This is a genomic window from Novosphingobium sp., from assembly GCF_032093395.1.
Lineage (GTDB): Bacteria > Pseudomonadota > Alphaproteobacteria > Sphingomonadales > Sphingomonadaceae > Novosphingobium.
Window position 1 is genome coordinate 41,338 of sequence record NZ_DAMDBA010000023.1, and the last position, 15,764, is coordinate 57,101.

Annotated in this window: 7 protein-coding genes and 1 pseudogene; 2 read left to right on the plus strand and 6 right to left on the minus strand. The window is 66.6% G+C overall.

Annotated features, from left to right (window positions below; genetic code table 11):
• Positions 1 to 23: 23 nt before the first annotated feature.
• From RT424_RS10410 to RT424_RS10425, 4 genes are read right to left on the minus strand one after another with little or no spacing between them, the layout of a single operon-like run.
• Positions 24 to 1,481 (minus strand): glycoside hydrolase family 125 protein, encoded by a 1,458-nt coding sequence (locus RT424_RS10410; RefSeq protein ID WP_313437362.1) that lies wholly within the window; start codon positions 1,479 to 1,481, stop codon positions 24 to 26.
• The gene (locus RT424_RS10415; RefSeq protein WP_313437365.1) at positions 1,481 to 4,072 is read right to left on the minus strand and encodes a glycoside hydrolase family 3 C-terminal domain-containing protein; all 2,592 of its coding nucleotides are present in this window, start codon (positions 4,070 to 4,072) and stop codon (positions 1,481 to 1,483) included. Before RT424_RS10415 ends, RT424_RS10410 begins: the two co-directional genes overlap by 1 nt.
• Positions 4,072 to 6,672 carry a beta-mannosidase gene (locus RT424_RS10420; protein ID WP_313437367.1) on the minus strand — a complete coding sequence of 867 codons (2,601 nt, stop codon included), beginning with the start codon at positions 6,670 to 6,672 and terminating at the stop codon, positions 4,072 to 4,074. Before RT424_RS10420 ends, RT424_RS10415 begins: the two co-directional genes overlap by 1 nt.
• A complete protein-coding gene (locus tag RT424_RS10425; protein WP_313437370.1) occupies positions 6,669 to 9,098 on the minus strand; it encodes a family 20 glycosylhydrolase in 2,430 nt (809 codons plus the stop codon). Before RT424_RS10425 ends, RT424_RS10420 begins: the two co-directional genes overlap by 4 nt.
• 160 nt (positions 9,099 to 9,258) lie before the next feature.
• On the opposite strand from RT424_RS10425, the gene RT424_RS10430 reads away from it, so the two are divergent.
• Positions 9,259 to 9,999 carry a GntR family transcriptional regulator gene (locus RT424_RS10430; RefSeq protein ID WP_313437373.1) on the plus strand — a complete coding sequence of 247 codons (741 nt, stop codon included), beginning with the start codon at positions 9,259 to 9,261 and terminating at the stop codon, positions 9,997 to 9,999.
• Positions 9,996 to 12,896, plus strand: a pseudogene (gene galA / locus RT424_RS10435) (beta-galactosidase GalA); the annotation flags it as partial. The gene RT424_RS10430 and the pseudogene galA, both read left to right, overlap by 4 nt.
• 72 nt (positions 12,897 to 12,968) lie before the next feature.
• Here the strand turns inward: galA and nagE are convergent.
• Both nagE and RT424_RS10445 read right to left on the minus strand, forming a co-directional pair.
• On the minus strand, positions 12,969 to 14,699 hold the full coding sequence (gene nagE, locus RT424_RS10440; RefSeq protein WP_313437375.1) for an N-acetylglucosamine-specific PTS transporter subunit IIBC: 1,731 nt from the start codon (positions 14,697 to 14,699) through the stop codon (positions 12,969 to 12,971).
• On the minus strand, positions 14,696 to 15,764 hold a 1,069-nt coding region (locus RT424_RS10445; protein ID WP_313437378.1), incomplete at its 5' end, for a putative PEP-binding protein. The genes nagE and RT424_RS10445, both read right to left, overlap by 4 nt.

Genomic DNA, 15,764 nt, shown 5'->3' on the forward strand with positions numbered 1-15,764 from the left:
TCCTTAGTAAAGGCGGTCGCGCGTCAGAGCGGCGCGGAAAGCAGTTCGGGCCGGGTATCGGCCAGTTTGACCAGCAGTTCGCCGAACAGGCCGTTGGCCCAGGCAAACCAGTCGCGCGTGAATTTCGAAGGGTCGTTGCTGTCCACCGCCTCGTGGATGAAGCCGGTGCCTCCATCGGTGTCGCGCAACATGCGCAGCATCGCGCGGATCACCTGGGGGTCGCTGCTCGACAGCGCCCGCACGATCAGGCTCATCGGCCAGACTTGCCCAAGGCCGACATGCGGCCCGCCGATGCCCTCGATCTTCGATCCCCGGAAGAAGTAGGGGTTCGCGTCCGACCAGCAGGCATCTGCCGTAGTGCGCCAGAGCGGATCGGTGGCCGGCACGCATTCCAGGAAGGCGAGGCCGAGCAGTGACGGGACGTTGGCGTCGTCCATGAACATCGCGTTGCCGAAGCCGTCCACTTCGTAGGCCCAGACCCGGCGGCCGTCCGGCAGCAGCATCGTGCCCCATTGTCGCAGCGCCGCTTCCACTTCGTCCGCCATGGCGCGAGCATCGGCAGCAAGGGCCGTGTCGCCCCGCGCCTGCTCGGCCACGCTGGCCATTTCGCGCAGCGATGTCACCGCGAAGAGGTTGGCCGGGATCAGGAACGGATACGTGCAGGAATCGTCGGAAGGGCGGAAACCGCAGTGGATCAGCCCGACCGAACGGCTGGGCGCGCCCCAGCCGTCGAGTTGCATCGTCTCGGTCGGCCGGTTGCTGGTGCGCAGGAAGCGGTAGGGTCCGGACGAACCCTTGCGCTGCTGTTCGCGGAAGGTTCGCACACAGGCGCGGGAGGCCTCGGCCCAGGTTTCGTCGAAAGGCAGCTTGTCCCGCGTCTGGCGCCAGTAACGGAAGCCGAGCCGCATCGCATAGCACAGCGAGTCGATCTCCCATTTGCGCTCGGCTACGCCGGGCTTCATCTCGGTCTGGTCCTTCAGCGCCCACGACAGATTGGTCTTCGCAGAAGGATCGCGCATGAATGCGTTGGCGTAAGGATCGATCAGGATCGAGCACGACTGGCGGGCGATCAGCCCCCGGAACAGCGCGGTCAGCGCCGGGTCCTTGTTCACCAGATGGAGGTAGGGCAGCACTTGTGCCGTACTGTCGCGCAGCCAGAGGCAGGGGATGTCGCCGGTGATGACGAAAGCGTCCGGACGGCCGTCCACGCTGTCCATGTAGACGGTGGTGTCGAGCGTGTTCGGATAGCAGCCCACGAACATCGCGCGCAGCTTGGGATCGGCGATCTTGCGCGATACCCGGTCGATCTCGGCCTCCACCGCGCGGCTGACGTAGCGGCGCTCGGAAAGCGGCGGACGGCCTCCGCCTTGCGGCATGGGAATGGTCGCCGCGCGGGCCGCGGCCGGAATGGCGAGCGCGGCGGCACCGGTCATGGCGCCTGCCAACGTGCTGCGGCGGTCGAGGTTCATCGTGTCGTTCATCACTTCGGCAGCTCCTGCGCCTGTCCGGTCAGGGTGAACTGCACCCATGCGCCCGCGCCGTCACCCGGCTGTCCGCCGCCGATCCACACTTTGTAGTCGCCCGGCACGACCTTGCGCGTGCCCCGACGGTCCACGACCGACAGGCTGCGCGGATCGATAGTCAGCGAGACTTCCCGGGACTTGCCCGCCGCCAGCGGAACGCGGGTGAAGGCGGCAAGCTGGCGCTGCAACACGCCCTGCGTCATGATCGGACGCGGCTCGATCACCGGCGGCACGACATAGGCCTGCACCACTTCCTCCCCCGCCATGCTTCCAAGGTTGCGCAAGGTGGCCGTGACCGTCACGGGCTGGCCCAGCGCGGGCGCGGAAACCTTGGCGCCCTCGTAGCCGTAAGTCGTGTAGCTCAGACCATGGCCGAAGCCCCAGAGCGGCTTGCCGGTGAAGTAGCGATAGGTCCGCTCCTTCATCGAATAGTCGACGAAGGCGGGCAGGTCGCTGGTAGACTTGTAGAACGTCACCGGCAGACGGCCCGAGGGATTGTTGGCTCCGGCAAGAGTCTCGGCAATGGCGGTGCCGCCCGCCTCGCCCGGATACCATGCGGTCATCACGGCATCGGCCATGGCCGGATCGACCGAGACCGCGCTGCCGCTCGTCAGTACGACGATCACAGGCTTGCCGGTGGCGTGGAGCGCCTCCAGCAGTTTGGCCTGCGGTTCGGGCAGCGCGATATCGCTGCGATCGCCGCCGACGAAGCCGGGCACCTGCACCTGAAGCGCCTCGCCTTCGAGATCGGGCGAGAGACCGAGTACGGCGACAATGGCGTCCGCCTGCAAAGCCGCCTTCACCGCCTCGGCGCGCTGGGCCTCGGCGGGCGGGAGCCACATGAGGCGCAGACCCTCGTCCTCGCCGTAATGATCGAGTTCGAGGATGATCGGCTGCGACGTGCCGTCGAGGGTCACGTCGAATTCGACCCTCTGCTTGCCGAGCACGCCGGCGTGGAGCTGCTTGCCGCCGATGCTCAGGCGTACGTCGTCATGCCGCGTACAGTCCTTCCAGCAGGCCGGAATGTCGAGCGCGAGGCGATAGGTCCCCGCGCCCGGCGGCACCAGCGAGCCGCTCCAGCGGACCTTGAAGCCCTTGGCGTCGAGCCCCTTCGGCGCGGTGCGGGTGAGGTTGAAGTCCACGCGGCGATCCTGCCGCACGAACACGCGCTTGCCCGACATGTCCAGATATTCGGCGCGCAGACCCGGCTTACCCTCCGCCAGAAGCGCGGTTTCCGGCACTACGACAGGCGCACCCTCAGCCAGCACAGAGCCTTGCGCATAGGCGACGTTCGCTGCGCCGAACTGGCGGCGGATGCCTTCGAGCGGCGTCACCGGATCGGCGGCGGTGCCGTGGTAATTGGCCTCGATCACCGACAGGTCGTCGGCATTGGTGCCGATCACGGCGAGGCGGGTTCCCGCTTTCAGCGGCAGGCGGCCGTTCTCGTTCTGGAGTAGGACCACCGACTTGCGCGCGGCTTCGAGCGCGAGGGCGCGGTGCGCGGGCGTGTTGACTTCGCTCGGCTTGATCTTGCCCCATGGATTTTTTGCACCGAACGCGATGCCGAGCTTGTAGCGGGCCTCGAGCGAACGGGCGAGCGCGCGGTCGACCTCGGCCTCGGTCAGCAGGCCGCGGGCGACCGACTGGGTAAGCGCGGCATAGGTAGTGCCGCAGTCGAAATCGGTCCCCGCCTTGATCGCCGCAGCGGAAGCCTCGGCGGCGTCGTAGCGGTAATTGTGGAACATCCAGATGTTCGCCACTGCATCGCAGTCGGAAACGACAAAACCCTTGAAGCCCCAGTCACGGCGCAAGGTACCGTTGAGCAGGGCATCGTCGGCACAGACAGGCACGCCGTGCGTCGAGTTATAGGCGCACATGAGCGAGAGCGGGTTGGCCTCGGTCACCGCCTTGCGGAAAGCGGGGAGATAAGTCGCCTCGCGGTCCTGCGGGCTGACGTCCACGTCGAAGCTGTCGCGTCCGGCTTCGGGGCCGGAATGGACCGCGAGATGCTTGGGCGTCGCGATCACGCGGGGGTGGAGCGGATCAGGGCCTTGCAGACCCTTGATGAAACCGACCGCCAGCGAGCCGGTGAGAAACGGGTCTTCGCCGTAAGTCTCCTGCCCACGGCCCCATCGCGGGTCGCGGAAGATGTTGATGTTGGGCGACCAGATCGTCAGGCCCTCGTAGATGCGCCGGTCGGCATCCACGGGCTTGGCGTTGAACTTGGCGCGCGCTTCTGTGGAGACGACGGTGCCGACTTTCTCCATCAGCGCCGGATCGAAAGTAGCGGCAAGGCCGACCGCCTGCGGAAACACCGTGGCGACGCCGTTGCGGGCGAGGCCGTGCAGGCCCTCGTTCCACCAGTCGTAGGCAGGCAGCCCCATTGCCTTGGCGGCGGGCGCGGTGCTCTGGAGCTGGTCGGCCTTCTCGTCCAGATCGGCCTTGGCGATGGCGGCGAGCACGGCGGGATCGGCCTCACCCGACAAGTCCTGAGCGGCGGCAGGCGCAGCCAGAACCATGGCGAGCGTGATTGGGAACAGCGGCCTCATCACTTTTCTCCCGCCAGAGTGCGAAGCACCAGCGCCTTGCGCAGCGCCGCCGCATCGGCCTTCGAGGTGATCTCGATCCGCACGCTCTCACCGGGGAGCAGGTCGAAGCCATTGTCCGAGACCTGCGCGTCCACCGCGCCGAAATCGAGCATGACCGCGCGGGCCAGCGCCTTGGCGGTGATCGTCACCGCCTTGCCTTCCCAAGTTATGGAAAGGCCGGGCGCGGGATAGGCCATGGCCTTGGGCAAGGCGCGCTCGACGATCTGGCGCGAGACGGTCTTGCTGCCGATCACCAGTTCCGCCACCGCATAGCTCGCCTCTGCCGCAGCACTCGCGAAGACTTGCGCGTCCGACACATCGGGAACGGTAGTCGCTGTCGTCGGTGCGAGCGTCACCGCCCCGCCCGCTTCGCCCAGCTTCGTGCCGTCCATGGCATAGCCGGTCAGGCGCCACTCCGCTGCAACCGGGGTGGTCGCATCCGAAGCGAAAGTAACCTTGGTTGCGCCTACCTTGTGCTCGGCCACCACTGCTTGGGGTGCGAAGAAGCGCCGCGCGGCATAGTGCAGCAACTTCCAGCGACCGTCATAGTCCACGCTCGCCCATGAGATCGAGGGCCAGACATCGTTGAGCTGCCAATAGAGCGAGCCCAGCGTCACAGGCGCGCAGGCACGGTGATGGCGCGCGGCCATATCGATCGCCTGCGCCTGGTTGACTTGCGTCAGGTATACGAAGTCTGCCAGATCCGTCGCCGGGCGCAGCCTTGCATCAAGGTAGAACTTCAGGCGCTCGTTACCCTCGCCTGCGAGGAACTTCTGGTGCGCCTTCATCACCGGGCTGTCCGGCGCCTGCGCTGCATCGCCCGCGAAACCGCGGATCGTCGCCATGACGGGCATCGCCTGGAAGCCGTATTCAGACATGAAGCGCGGGCAGGACAGCGTATAGTTCTCGACGGGCTTGGAGCCGGACCAGACATCCCAGAAGTGGCGATCGCCTGCGGCATCGGTATCGACCGGACCTTCGTAGTCGGTCGAAGGCGAGCCGGGCCAGTAAGGCGTCGTCGGCGAATGATCGGTCACGGCCTTGCGCAGCACGCGGTCGAACAGCACCGTCATCGCCGTGGCCATGCGCTCGTGTTCGTCGGGGCCAACGGCTTTCTTCCAGGCCTTGCGGTCGCTCCAGGTCTCCCAGCCGGAGATCACTTCGTTGCCGCCGGCCCAGATCACGATGGAGGGGTGCGAGCCGAGCCGCTCCACCTGCTGCTCGGCCTCGATCCGCACGTTCTCGCGATAGGCGACATCGGCGGGCGGCACCGCGCCGCCGAACATGAAGTCCTGCCAGACCATCAGGCCCATGCGGTCCGCCATGTCGTAGAAGCTGTCCGGCAGATAGTAGCCGCCGCCCCAGACGCGGATCATGTTCATATTCGCCGCGCGCGAATCCTCCAGCAGCGACTGCATCTTCGCATCGGTGACCCGCGAGGGGAACATGTCGAAGGGGATGAGGTTCGCGCCCTTGGCGAAGACCGTCACGCCGTTGACGCGGAAGCCGAAAGCACCGCCTCCGCGCACGAGTTCGACCTCGCGCAGACCGATGTTACGCGCCGCTTTGGCTCCGGCGCCCGCGCCGGAAGCGATCTCGCCCGCGACCTTGTAGAGCGGCTGATCGCCGTAACCCACCGGCCACCAGCGCTTCGGCGCGGCGACCGTAAACGGCACGGTGACGACGCTCTCGCCCGCATCGAACGAGGCCTCGCGTTCGACGGGCGCGAGCGCCTGCCCGTCCGGTCCGGTCACGCGCGCGGCGAAGCGCGCCCTGCCCGGCTTGTCGGCGACGACGCGGAACTTCGCCACCAGCCGCGCCTCGTCCTTGCCGAGCGCTTCCTGCACCACCTCGAAGGCGGCGAGCCGCGCTTCGTCCCAGGCTTCCAGACGCACCGGCCCGGAAATGCCCTGGTTGACGATGCGCGGGCCCCAGTCCCAACCGTAATGGTACTTGGCCTTGCGGATATAGGCCGAGGTCTGCTTGCCTTTGGGCTCATCCCCGAAAGCGGAATCGTACTCGGCGGGAAGCGGGTGCGCCTCTGCCAGGACCATCGGCTGCAAGGTGCGGATCGGCGAGGCGAAGCGCACCAGAATCTCGTTGCGGCCCTGCTTCAGGAAGGGCTTGGCGGCGACGCGCCATTGCCGATGCCCATTATCGGCCTTGAGCACCTGCTTGCCGTTGATGAACACGGTGGCGAACGTATCCAGCCCGTCGAACACGAGGTCGAGATTGTCGCGGCCCATGGCCTCGGCGCTCACGTCCAGCGTGCGGCGAAGTTCCCAGTCCGTGAGACCCGCCCACTGGATCGCCGCCTCGTTGGTGCCGAGGAAGGGATCGGGCACCTGCCGGGTTGCGATCAGATCCTGCTGGACGGTACCCGGCACTTGGGAGCGGAACCAGCGCGCAGCCTTGGGATGGGCCTTGACCGCATCGGTGTCAGTCGGCGCGACGCGGGCCTGCCAGTCGCCATCCAGCGACGTTACCGACGGCGGCGCGGCCAGGACTGCACTCGAAACGCCCGCGAGACAGAGCGCGATCACCTTGCTTGCGAATTTCACTTCGCCTTCTCCCCGTAAACGACTTTCTCAACCGCGTAGAATGGATCGGACAGCGGCGATGTGAATTGGAAGCAGACATCCGTTTCGTCCCCGAGTTCGGGGCGATCGGGCAGCGCTGCCGTAAACGTGAACTGCTGCGGCGCGGTCTTGGGGTCGGGCAGCGGGAAGGAAGCCAGCACGGTGGCGCCCGGCATCGGCGAATGCTCCTTCTGCTTGCGGTCGGCGCTCTTTTCCGCCGCACGGCAGCCTGCGCTGATGACGAGTTCGCCGTGCGGCGTCACGGCATAGTGCCCGATCACCGCCGATCCTTCGTGCGCGAGGCCCCAGTTGCGCGGCAGCCGCGCGACCGAAACCGTGATCGACTTCGCATGGGCCAGCGGCGCATGGTCGTCGGCTTGGCAGGTATCGAAGATATTGACGTTGTAGGCCGGTCCGTTGCTGGTCGCATCGGCGTTCAGCGGGATGCGCAATCCTTGAGATCCGCGCGGGCAGGCCGTGAGCGACGAGGATGTCGAGGTCAGCAGCGTCTCGCGTGCGGTATCGTAGCGGCGCGGGGCGGAAAGCGGCGTACCGTCGGGCGCGAAGCTGGCGGCGGTCACGACAGTGCCCGGCTTCACGACGAGCGCCTTGGCGTACACGGCAGACGTCGCGGCGGGAGCCTTGCCGTCCAGCGTGTAGCGGATCGTGCCGTAAGGCGCCTGCGTGGTCAGCGTCACGCCGATGCTCTTCGCATCGAGCGCCGCGCCGCGCGTCTGCGTCGGCGTGAACGCCACGCCGAAGGCGCTGTCCGACACTTCGAAACCTTCCCGCTTCCAGCGCCGGATCTGCGGCGTCAGGCGCGCAAGGAAGCCCGCATAGTCCTTCGCGCCCCCGACTTGCGGCGACCATGCGGTTTCGGCGATGGCCCCCACGCGCGGGAACAGCTTGTGCTGCAACTGCCAAGGCGTGACGATATATTCGCTCCAGGCATTGCCCTGCAGGCCCATGACGTGCTTCGCCTTGGCCGCATCGATCCCCTTGGGCATCGGATCGTAGCGATAGACGGTTTCCATCGACTGGATCGAGATGCGCCCCGGCGCTTCGTCCGGAAGGGTGGATTCCAGATTGTCCAGATAGAGCGTGGGCGCGGGCGAGAGCACCACGTCGTGCCCGGCATTGGCCGCATCGACCGCCCCCTTCTCTCCGCGCCAGCTCATCACCGAGGCGGAAGCGGGGAGGCCCCCTTCGAGGATCTCGTCCCAGCCGATCAGGCGGCGGCCGTGCTTCGCCAGATAGTTGCCGAACTGGTCGATCATCCAGCCCTGCATCGCATTCTCGCTCTCGATGCCGAGCTTGCGCATCTGCGACTGGACTTCGGGCGAGCGCTCCCACTGGTCCTTGACCGCCTCGTCGCCGCCGAGGTGGATGTACTGCGAGGGGAAGACCTCCATCAGCTCGTCCAGCACATTGCGCACGAAAGTCATCCCGGCTTCGTTCGGGTTGAACAGCCAGGGAAAGATGCCCCAACCGTTCGACACCTCGGGCCGAGCCCCCGGCACGCCCAGTTCAGGATAGGCGGCGACGAGCGCCTGCGCATGTCCGGGCAGGTCGATCTCGGGCACTACGGTAATGCCGCGCGCAGCCGCATAGGCGACGAGCGCCTTGAGCTGTTCCTGCGTGTAGAATCCGCCGTTGCGCTCGCCGGGTCCATGGCCGGTGTCGGGCCCATTACGCCAGGCGCCGATGCGCGTGAGTTCGGGGTAGCGCTTGACCTCGAAACGCCAGCCCTGATCGTCGGACAGGTGGAAGTGCAGGGTGTTCAGCTTCACCTCGACCATGCGGTCGACGATGGCGTAGATGGACTCGATCGGCTGGAAATGGCGGCAGGGATCGACCATGACCCCGCGCCAGGCGAAACGCGGCGAATCCTGGATGGTCAGCACGGGGATCGAAACGCCCCCGCCCGCTGCCCCCGCATCGGCCGTCAGCAGTTGCATCAACGTCATCGCGCCGTAGATGAAGCCGGACTTGCCCGAAGCGGCGATGACCGCGCCGCTCGACGTGACGGTCAACCGGTAAGCCTCCGCTCCCGAGATCGCCGGATCACGTTCGAACCGGATGGGCGCGCTATCGGAAGAAGAACCGGCCGAGAGCACGAGGCCGTTCGCGCGTCTCGCATGGTCGACCAGCAGCTTTGCCGCATCGGCCGCGTCGGCATCGCCCAAGGGCACGGCCACGGCGGATCCCGTAACGATCTGCAACCTGCCCCCGCCCTGCTCCACCGAAGCAGGCCAGGGCGTGAGCGCCAAAGAAGAAGAATGCGCGTGGGCCGGGACAGCGAGCGCAAGTGCCGGAAGGATCGAAGCGGTAGCCATGGCGCCGGTTCGCAGCCATTCCCCCATTCGGCACCCTGCCTTCATCATCGCGCCCATACCTGCCCTCACCATGTTCTACTTGAAATGAAATGTAACCAAAATATATCCTTTCCCGCAACAGGTCTTATTATTTTCCTGCGAAACGCGCTTCAACCGCGACCGTTTGCGGCGATTGTCAGCGTGACATACCCAATGTAAAGCCATTACCAGAGATGGATCGAAGGGGGATCGAATGTCATTTTCCGACCGGATCGGTCGCTTGCGCGAAGACAATCCTGCGCCGCTGTATATCCAGCTTCAGCAGATCATTCGCGACGCGATATCCAAGGGCGTGCTCGACCAGAACGAGGCGATTCCGCCCGAACGCAATCTCGCGGTCGAATACGACGTTTCGCGCATCACCGTGCGCAAGACGATCGCCGGTCTCGTCGAGGAAGGCTTGCTGACGCGGCGGCGCGGCGCGGGGACTTTCGTCGCCTCGCGCGTGGAGAAGAGCTTCTCGAAGCTGACTTCGTTCAGCGAGGACATGGAAGCGCGCGGTAAGCGGGCCTCCAGCGTCTGGGTCTCGCGCATGACCGGCGCCGTCAATCCCGAGGAGTCGATGGCGCTGGGCCTGGCTCCGGGCAGCAGCGTGCTGCGCTTCACGCGCATCCGCTACGCCGACGACGAGCCGCTCGCGCTCGAAATCTCGACGATCGCCGGATACGGTCTCGCCAGCCTCGACGTCGTCGGGGATTCGCTCTACGCGGCGCTTGAGAAGAGCGGCAACCGCCCGGTCCGTGCACTCCAACGTCTGCGCGCGGTGCCCTTCGGCACGGAGCACGCCAAGATGCTGGGCGTGGAATCCGGCCATGCCGGCCTGCTGATCGAGCGCCACGGCTTCCTGCGCGACGGACGCATCGTCGAATTCACCCGCTCCTACTATCGCGGCGATTCCTACGACTTCGTGGCCGAGCTGATCGAGGGTTCATGAACAGACGCGAACTGCTGCTGCGCGGCGCTTCCACGGGTGCCGTCGCCACTCTGCTGCCTGCTCTCTCCACGTCCTCCCTTGCGGCGCCGACGCCGAAGTTCGGACCGGGCATGCCGGACGGCTTGCCAATGCCGCCCCCTCTTCCCGGCCCCTCGCCTCGCCTGCCCGAAACCGACCCTTCGCGCACGCTGCTCGAACGCGGGTGGCGCTTCCACGAAGGCGATGTCGCGGTTGCCGAACCCGCCGATCACAACGCCACCTACCTCTCCGTCAAAGCGGGGAATGCGCGCGGCGCGGCGGCACTCGCCTTCGACGATTCCGACTGGCAGGCCGTCGATCTTCCCCATGACTGGGCCATCGCGCAGGACGTGAGCGAAAGCGCCAATGTCTCGCAGGGCTACCGCCCGCGCGGCATCGGCTGGTACCGCCGCCTGCTGCGGCTGGACGAGAGCCAGAAGGGCCGCCGCCTCGAACTCCATTTCGACGGCATCGCCACGCTCGCCACGATCTGGGTGAACGGCAGCGAAGTGGCCCATTCCTGGTCGGGCTACAGCAGCGTCATCGTCGATCTCACGCCTTTTGCCCGGTTCGGCGACGAAGTGAACTGGATCGCCGTCCGCGTCGATGCCACGGCGCGCGAGGGTTGGTGGTACGAAGGCGCGGGGCTCTATCGCCACGTCTGGCTGGTCAGCCGCCCTGCCCTGTCGATCGAGACGGACGGCCTATACTGTGATCCCGTCCATCGGGAAGACGGCACATGGCGCGTGCCGGTGGAAGTCAGCCTGTCGAATGTCGGCGAAGACACCGGACAGGCCGAGATCGTCGCCCGCCTGCTCGACCCCGAAGGCCGCGAAATCAGCCGCACTGCTGGCAGCGTGGCGGTCGCGCCGCTCGAACAGGGCAAGTTCACGGCGGAATTGAACCCCGGCGCGGTCAAGCTGTGGTCGCCCGACACCCCGGTGCTCTACAGCGTCGAAATAGACCTGCTGCACGACGGCAAAGTGGTCGATACGCGGCGCCAGTTCATCGGTTTCCGCACCGTCAGCTTCGATCCCGCACGCGGCATGATCCTCAACGGCGTCGAGACCAAGCTCAAGGGCGTGTGCATCCATCAGGACCACACCGGCGTCGGCACCGCGATCCCGGATGCGCTGGCGCTCTGGCGCCTGCAACGCCTGAAGGCGACGGGCTGCAACGCCATTCGCATGTCCCACAATGCCCCCGCCAAGGAGGTGCTGGACTGGTGCGACCGGCTGGGCTTCCTGGTCATGGGCGAAAACCGCCTGTTCAATCCCGCACCGGACTATCTGGCGCAACTGGAATGGATGGTCCGGAGAGACCGCAACCATCCCTCGATCATACTCTGGTCGGTCTTCAACGAGGAACCGATGCAGGGCACGCATGCGGGTGTCGAAATGGTTCGCCGCATGCGCAAGGCGGTGCGTAAGCTCGACACGCAGCGGCCGGTGACAGCGGCAATGAACGGCTCGTTCTACAACCCGGAGAACGTTTCCAGCGTCGTCGATGTCATGGGCTTCAACTACTATCAGGCCGACTACGACAAGTTCCACGCCCTGCATCCCGACAAGCCGATCACCAGTTCGGAGGACACCAGCGCCTACGAAACCCGCGGCGCTTTCGAGAGCATCCCCGCGCAGCAGGTCATAACCTCGTTCGACAAGGAAGCGGCATCCTGGGGCGCCACCCACCGCGAAACCTGGAAGATGATCGCCGAGCGGCCTTTCGTGGCAGGCGGCTTCGTCTGGACCGGCTTCGACTACCACGGCGAACCGACGCCCTATGCCTGGCCTTCGACCAGCAGCTTCTTCGGCGTCATGGACCTTTGCGGCTTCCCCAAGACCGCCTTCGGTATCCATTCCGCGCACTGGCGCGACGATGCGCCGGTGATCTGGCTGGCCCCGCACTGGAGCTGGCCGGGACGTGAGGGGCAGACGCTGGAAGTCTTCGCGATCACCAATGCCGAGGCCATCGAGCTGCGCCTGAACGGCGAAGTGATCGAGCGCGTTCCCGCCGCCGACCGGATCATGGGCCACACCTTCCAGGTGCCCTATCGACCGGGCCGGATCGAAGCCCTGGCGCTGCGGGGCGGCAAAGTCGTGGCCAGCGCCGTTCACGAAACCGTCGGCGCGCCGGTCGCTCTGCGCCTGACGCCCGCGCGGGGTGCGCTCGCCAGCGACGGTGAGGACGTACAGGCGATCACCGTGGACTGCGTGGATGCGCGCGGTCGCCATGTGCCCACCGCCAATCTGCCGGTGGAGTTCGCGATAGCAGGCGGGCGGATAATCGGCCTCGGCAATGGCAATCCGAACGACCACACGAGCGAAAAGGGCAGCAAGCGCGCCTTGTTCAACGGCCTCGCGCAAGTCATCGTCGAAGGCGATGCCAGCGGCCAACGCCTGACGCTGGCAGCAAGCGCACAGGGCCTGCGATCCGCGCCCCTTGCCATCGCCCGCGCACCACGCGAGCCGCGTGCGCAGGTCCCGGTCGTCCCGGCGGAAATGCCGATCAGCGACTGGCGCCGCTCGGCCTTGTTCGCGCAGAAGCCGGATCCGGCTCTCGCTCCGGTCGACGGCGACAACAATTCCTGGGACTTCGTGCGCTCCGGCGCCGCCGCGCCGGCCGGAACCGCTGGCTGGCGCAGCTATCGTGGCCGGTTTACGCCCTGGAAGAAGGTCGCCGCAGCAGGCGGAACGCTGCACTTCGCCGAGATCGTCGGCGCAGCGGAAGTGTGGCTCGACGGCAAGCTCGTCGCCCGCAAAACCGAAACAATGCCTAGCGCTTTGGCAGTCAGCATCCCTGCGGGCAACGGCACCCGGACGCTTGTCGTCCTGGTTCAGGCGGCGGAAGGAAGGCCAAGCGGCCTGACCGGCAGGGTCTACGTTCGAGTTGATCCATCGCGCCACCCCCGCCCCGTTCAACGACAGGGCGGGGGTGGCCGATCGAACGGCTCAGGCGGCAATCCGATCGAGATCGGCAGCCGCAAACAGCAGATGGACCGCTCCGCCTTCTGTCGCACCCAAGGCCCGTACTCCGATGAGCAAGAGCGCCGCTTCGTCAAGGACGGCCGTATCCGCCAGCTCAACCCGGAGACGGTTGCCGTAGCGCATTGCATCGCGCACGTTCTCTTCGCCGCCGAGGGCCTGAACGAGGCTTGCCGGAAGCTGCACCTGCGCCGCACTCTTCGCGGCAGTCGAGACAGGAGCGGCGCGCGCAACAGTCGCCGCCGGTCCTGCCGCGATGGCCTCGCGGATTTCCATCGACACGATATCCGCCACCGGCCCCAGGATCACCTGTAGCGCCTTGTCCGAAGGGCGTACGACGCCCCGCGCGCCGAGTGCCTTGAGCTGTGCCTCGTTCACCGCACCATGATCGACGATGATGAGACGCAGGCGCGTGGTGCAGGCGGAGACTTCAAGAAGATTGCCCGCGCCTCCCAGAGCCGCGAGATAGGCATGTCCGCGCGTCTCTTCCGCCGCCCCTTCAGACTGCGCAGGGGGCGTGGCGGCATCCTCGGCTTCTCTTCCGGGAGTTTTGAGGTCGAACTTGCGGATCACGAAAGCGAAGACCGCATAGTAGACTGCGAAGTAGACCAGGCCCACCGGCAGCAGCAGCAGCGGGCGCGTTGCCTTGCCGAAGTTCAGCACATAATCGAACAGGCCCGCCGAGAAGCCGAAGCCGAGATGCATGCCCAGGGCATCGGTCAACCACATCGCCGCGCCGGTCAGCACCGCATGGATCGCATAGAGCGCCGGGGCCAGGAACATGAAGCTGAACTCGATCGGCTCGGTAACGCCGGTCAGCAGCGACGTCAGCGCGAGGCTGAAGAACATGCCGCCGACCGCCTTGCGCCGCTCCGGCCGCGCCGCGCGGTACATCGCGAAGCAGGCGGCGGGCAGACCGAACATCATGACCGGGAAGAAGCCGGTCATGAAGCTTCCGGCGGTGGGATCGCCGGCGAAGAAGCGACGGATGTCGCCATGCGCGCCGTTGTAATCGCCGAAGACGAACCAGAAGAGGTTGTTGAAGACGTGATGCAGCCCCGTAACCAGCAGCAGCCGGTTGATGAGGCCGAACAGGAACAGGCCGAAGCCGCCCAGGCCAGTGATGCTATGGCTCACGCCGTCGATACCGGTAACGATCGGCTGGAAACCCAGGCCGATCACGCTGGCGATGACCAGTCCAGCCAGCCCGGAAACGATCGGCACGAACCGGCGTCCACCGAAGAAGGCGAGGTACTCCGGCAGCTTCATGGCCGAGAAACGGTTGTAGAAGAGGCCGCCGACAAGCCCCGAAGCGATGCCGATCGGCACGTCCAACCGTCCGATCGCCTGACTCTTGGCCGCCGCCACCGCCGCCGCGAAAGCGTCCTTTGCCAATGCTGGATCGATGCCCGGCGGCACCGGCATCAGCACTTTCGCGCCTTCGGTGGCGACGAGGAAGCAGACGATGCCCGCAAGGCAGGCGGCGCCGTTGCCGTCCCGCGCATAGCCGGTGGCGACGCCGATCGAAAACAGCAGCCCAAGGTGCGAGAACAGCGCATCGCCCGCCGCGCTCAGCAGCGCGATGTCGAGCAGGTCGGGCTGGCCGAGCCGCAGCAGCAGCCCCGCCACCGGCAGCACCGCGATCGGCAGCATGAGCGCACGCCCCAGCGGCTGCAATGTTTCGAGAACCCGCCTCATGCCCCCTCCTCCCTCAGAAATTCCCGTGCCAGCGCGCGGACTTCCGCCGCCGAGGCGCATTCCAGCGCCTGCACGGCCAGTGCGCGGCACTTTTCGATGTTCAGGCCTGTGACCAGCGCCTTGATGTCCGGCACCTGTGCGGGCGTCGCGGAAAGCTCCGCCACGCCGAGGCCGAGCAGCAGCGGCACCGCCAGCGGGTCGGAGGCCAGCGAACCGCAGACCCCCGTCCACCGCCCATGCCGCGCGCCGCCCTCGCAGGTCAGCGCGATCAGGCGCAGCACTGCCGGGTGAAGCCCGTCGATGGCCGAGGCCACTGCCGAATTGCCCCGGTCCATGGCGAGGGCATATTGAGTGAGATCGTTGGTCCCGACCGAGAGAAAATCGGCCTCGCGCGCCAGGATGTCCGCCGTCGCGGCGGCAGCGGGCGTCTCGACCATGATACCCAGCGACACCGGCTCGATCAGGCCAAGCCGCGTCGCCACCTTGTCTACCACCGCCCGCACCGCGCGCAATTCGGACAGGCTGGCGACCATCGGCACCATGATCCGGCACTGCCCCACAGGCCGCACGCCGAGGACGGCCTCGACCTGGGCTTCCAGCAATTCGGGATAGGCCAGCCCGACGCGGATGCCGCGCAGACCCAGGGCCGGATTTTCTTCCGGCGCCATTGGGAGAAACGGCGCGGGCTTGTCACCGCCGATGTCGAGCAGGCGCACGATCAGCGGGCGACCTTCCAGCACATCGGCAATGGCCTGATAGGTTTCCAGTTGCTCGGCCGCACTCGGCGCCTGGGCACGCTCCACGAAAAGGAACTCGCTCCGCAAGAGTCCGGAGCCTTCCGCGCCGTTGGCCACGGCCTGCTGCGCGTCAGCCAGCGATCCCAGATTGGCGAAGACCTCGATCCGCGTACCGTCGGCCGTGTGGCACGGTCCCCAGGCTTCCAGCGCGGCGGCGCGACGGGCCGCCTGCACGGCAAGTTGCCCGCGAACGCCGTCGATCCGTTCTTGCGAAGCGCCTATTTCCAGCCGCGCGGCGGCGGCATCGACGACCAGAACCGTGCCTTCA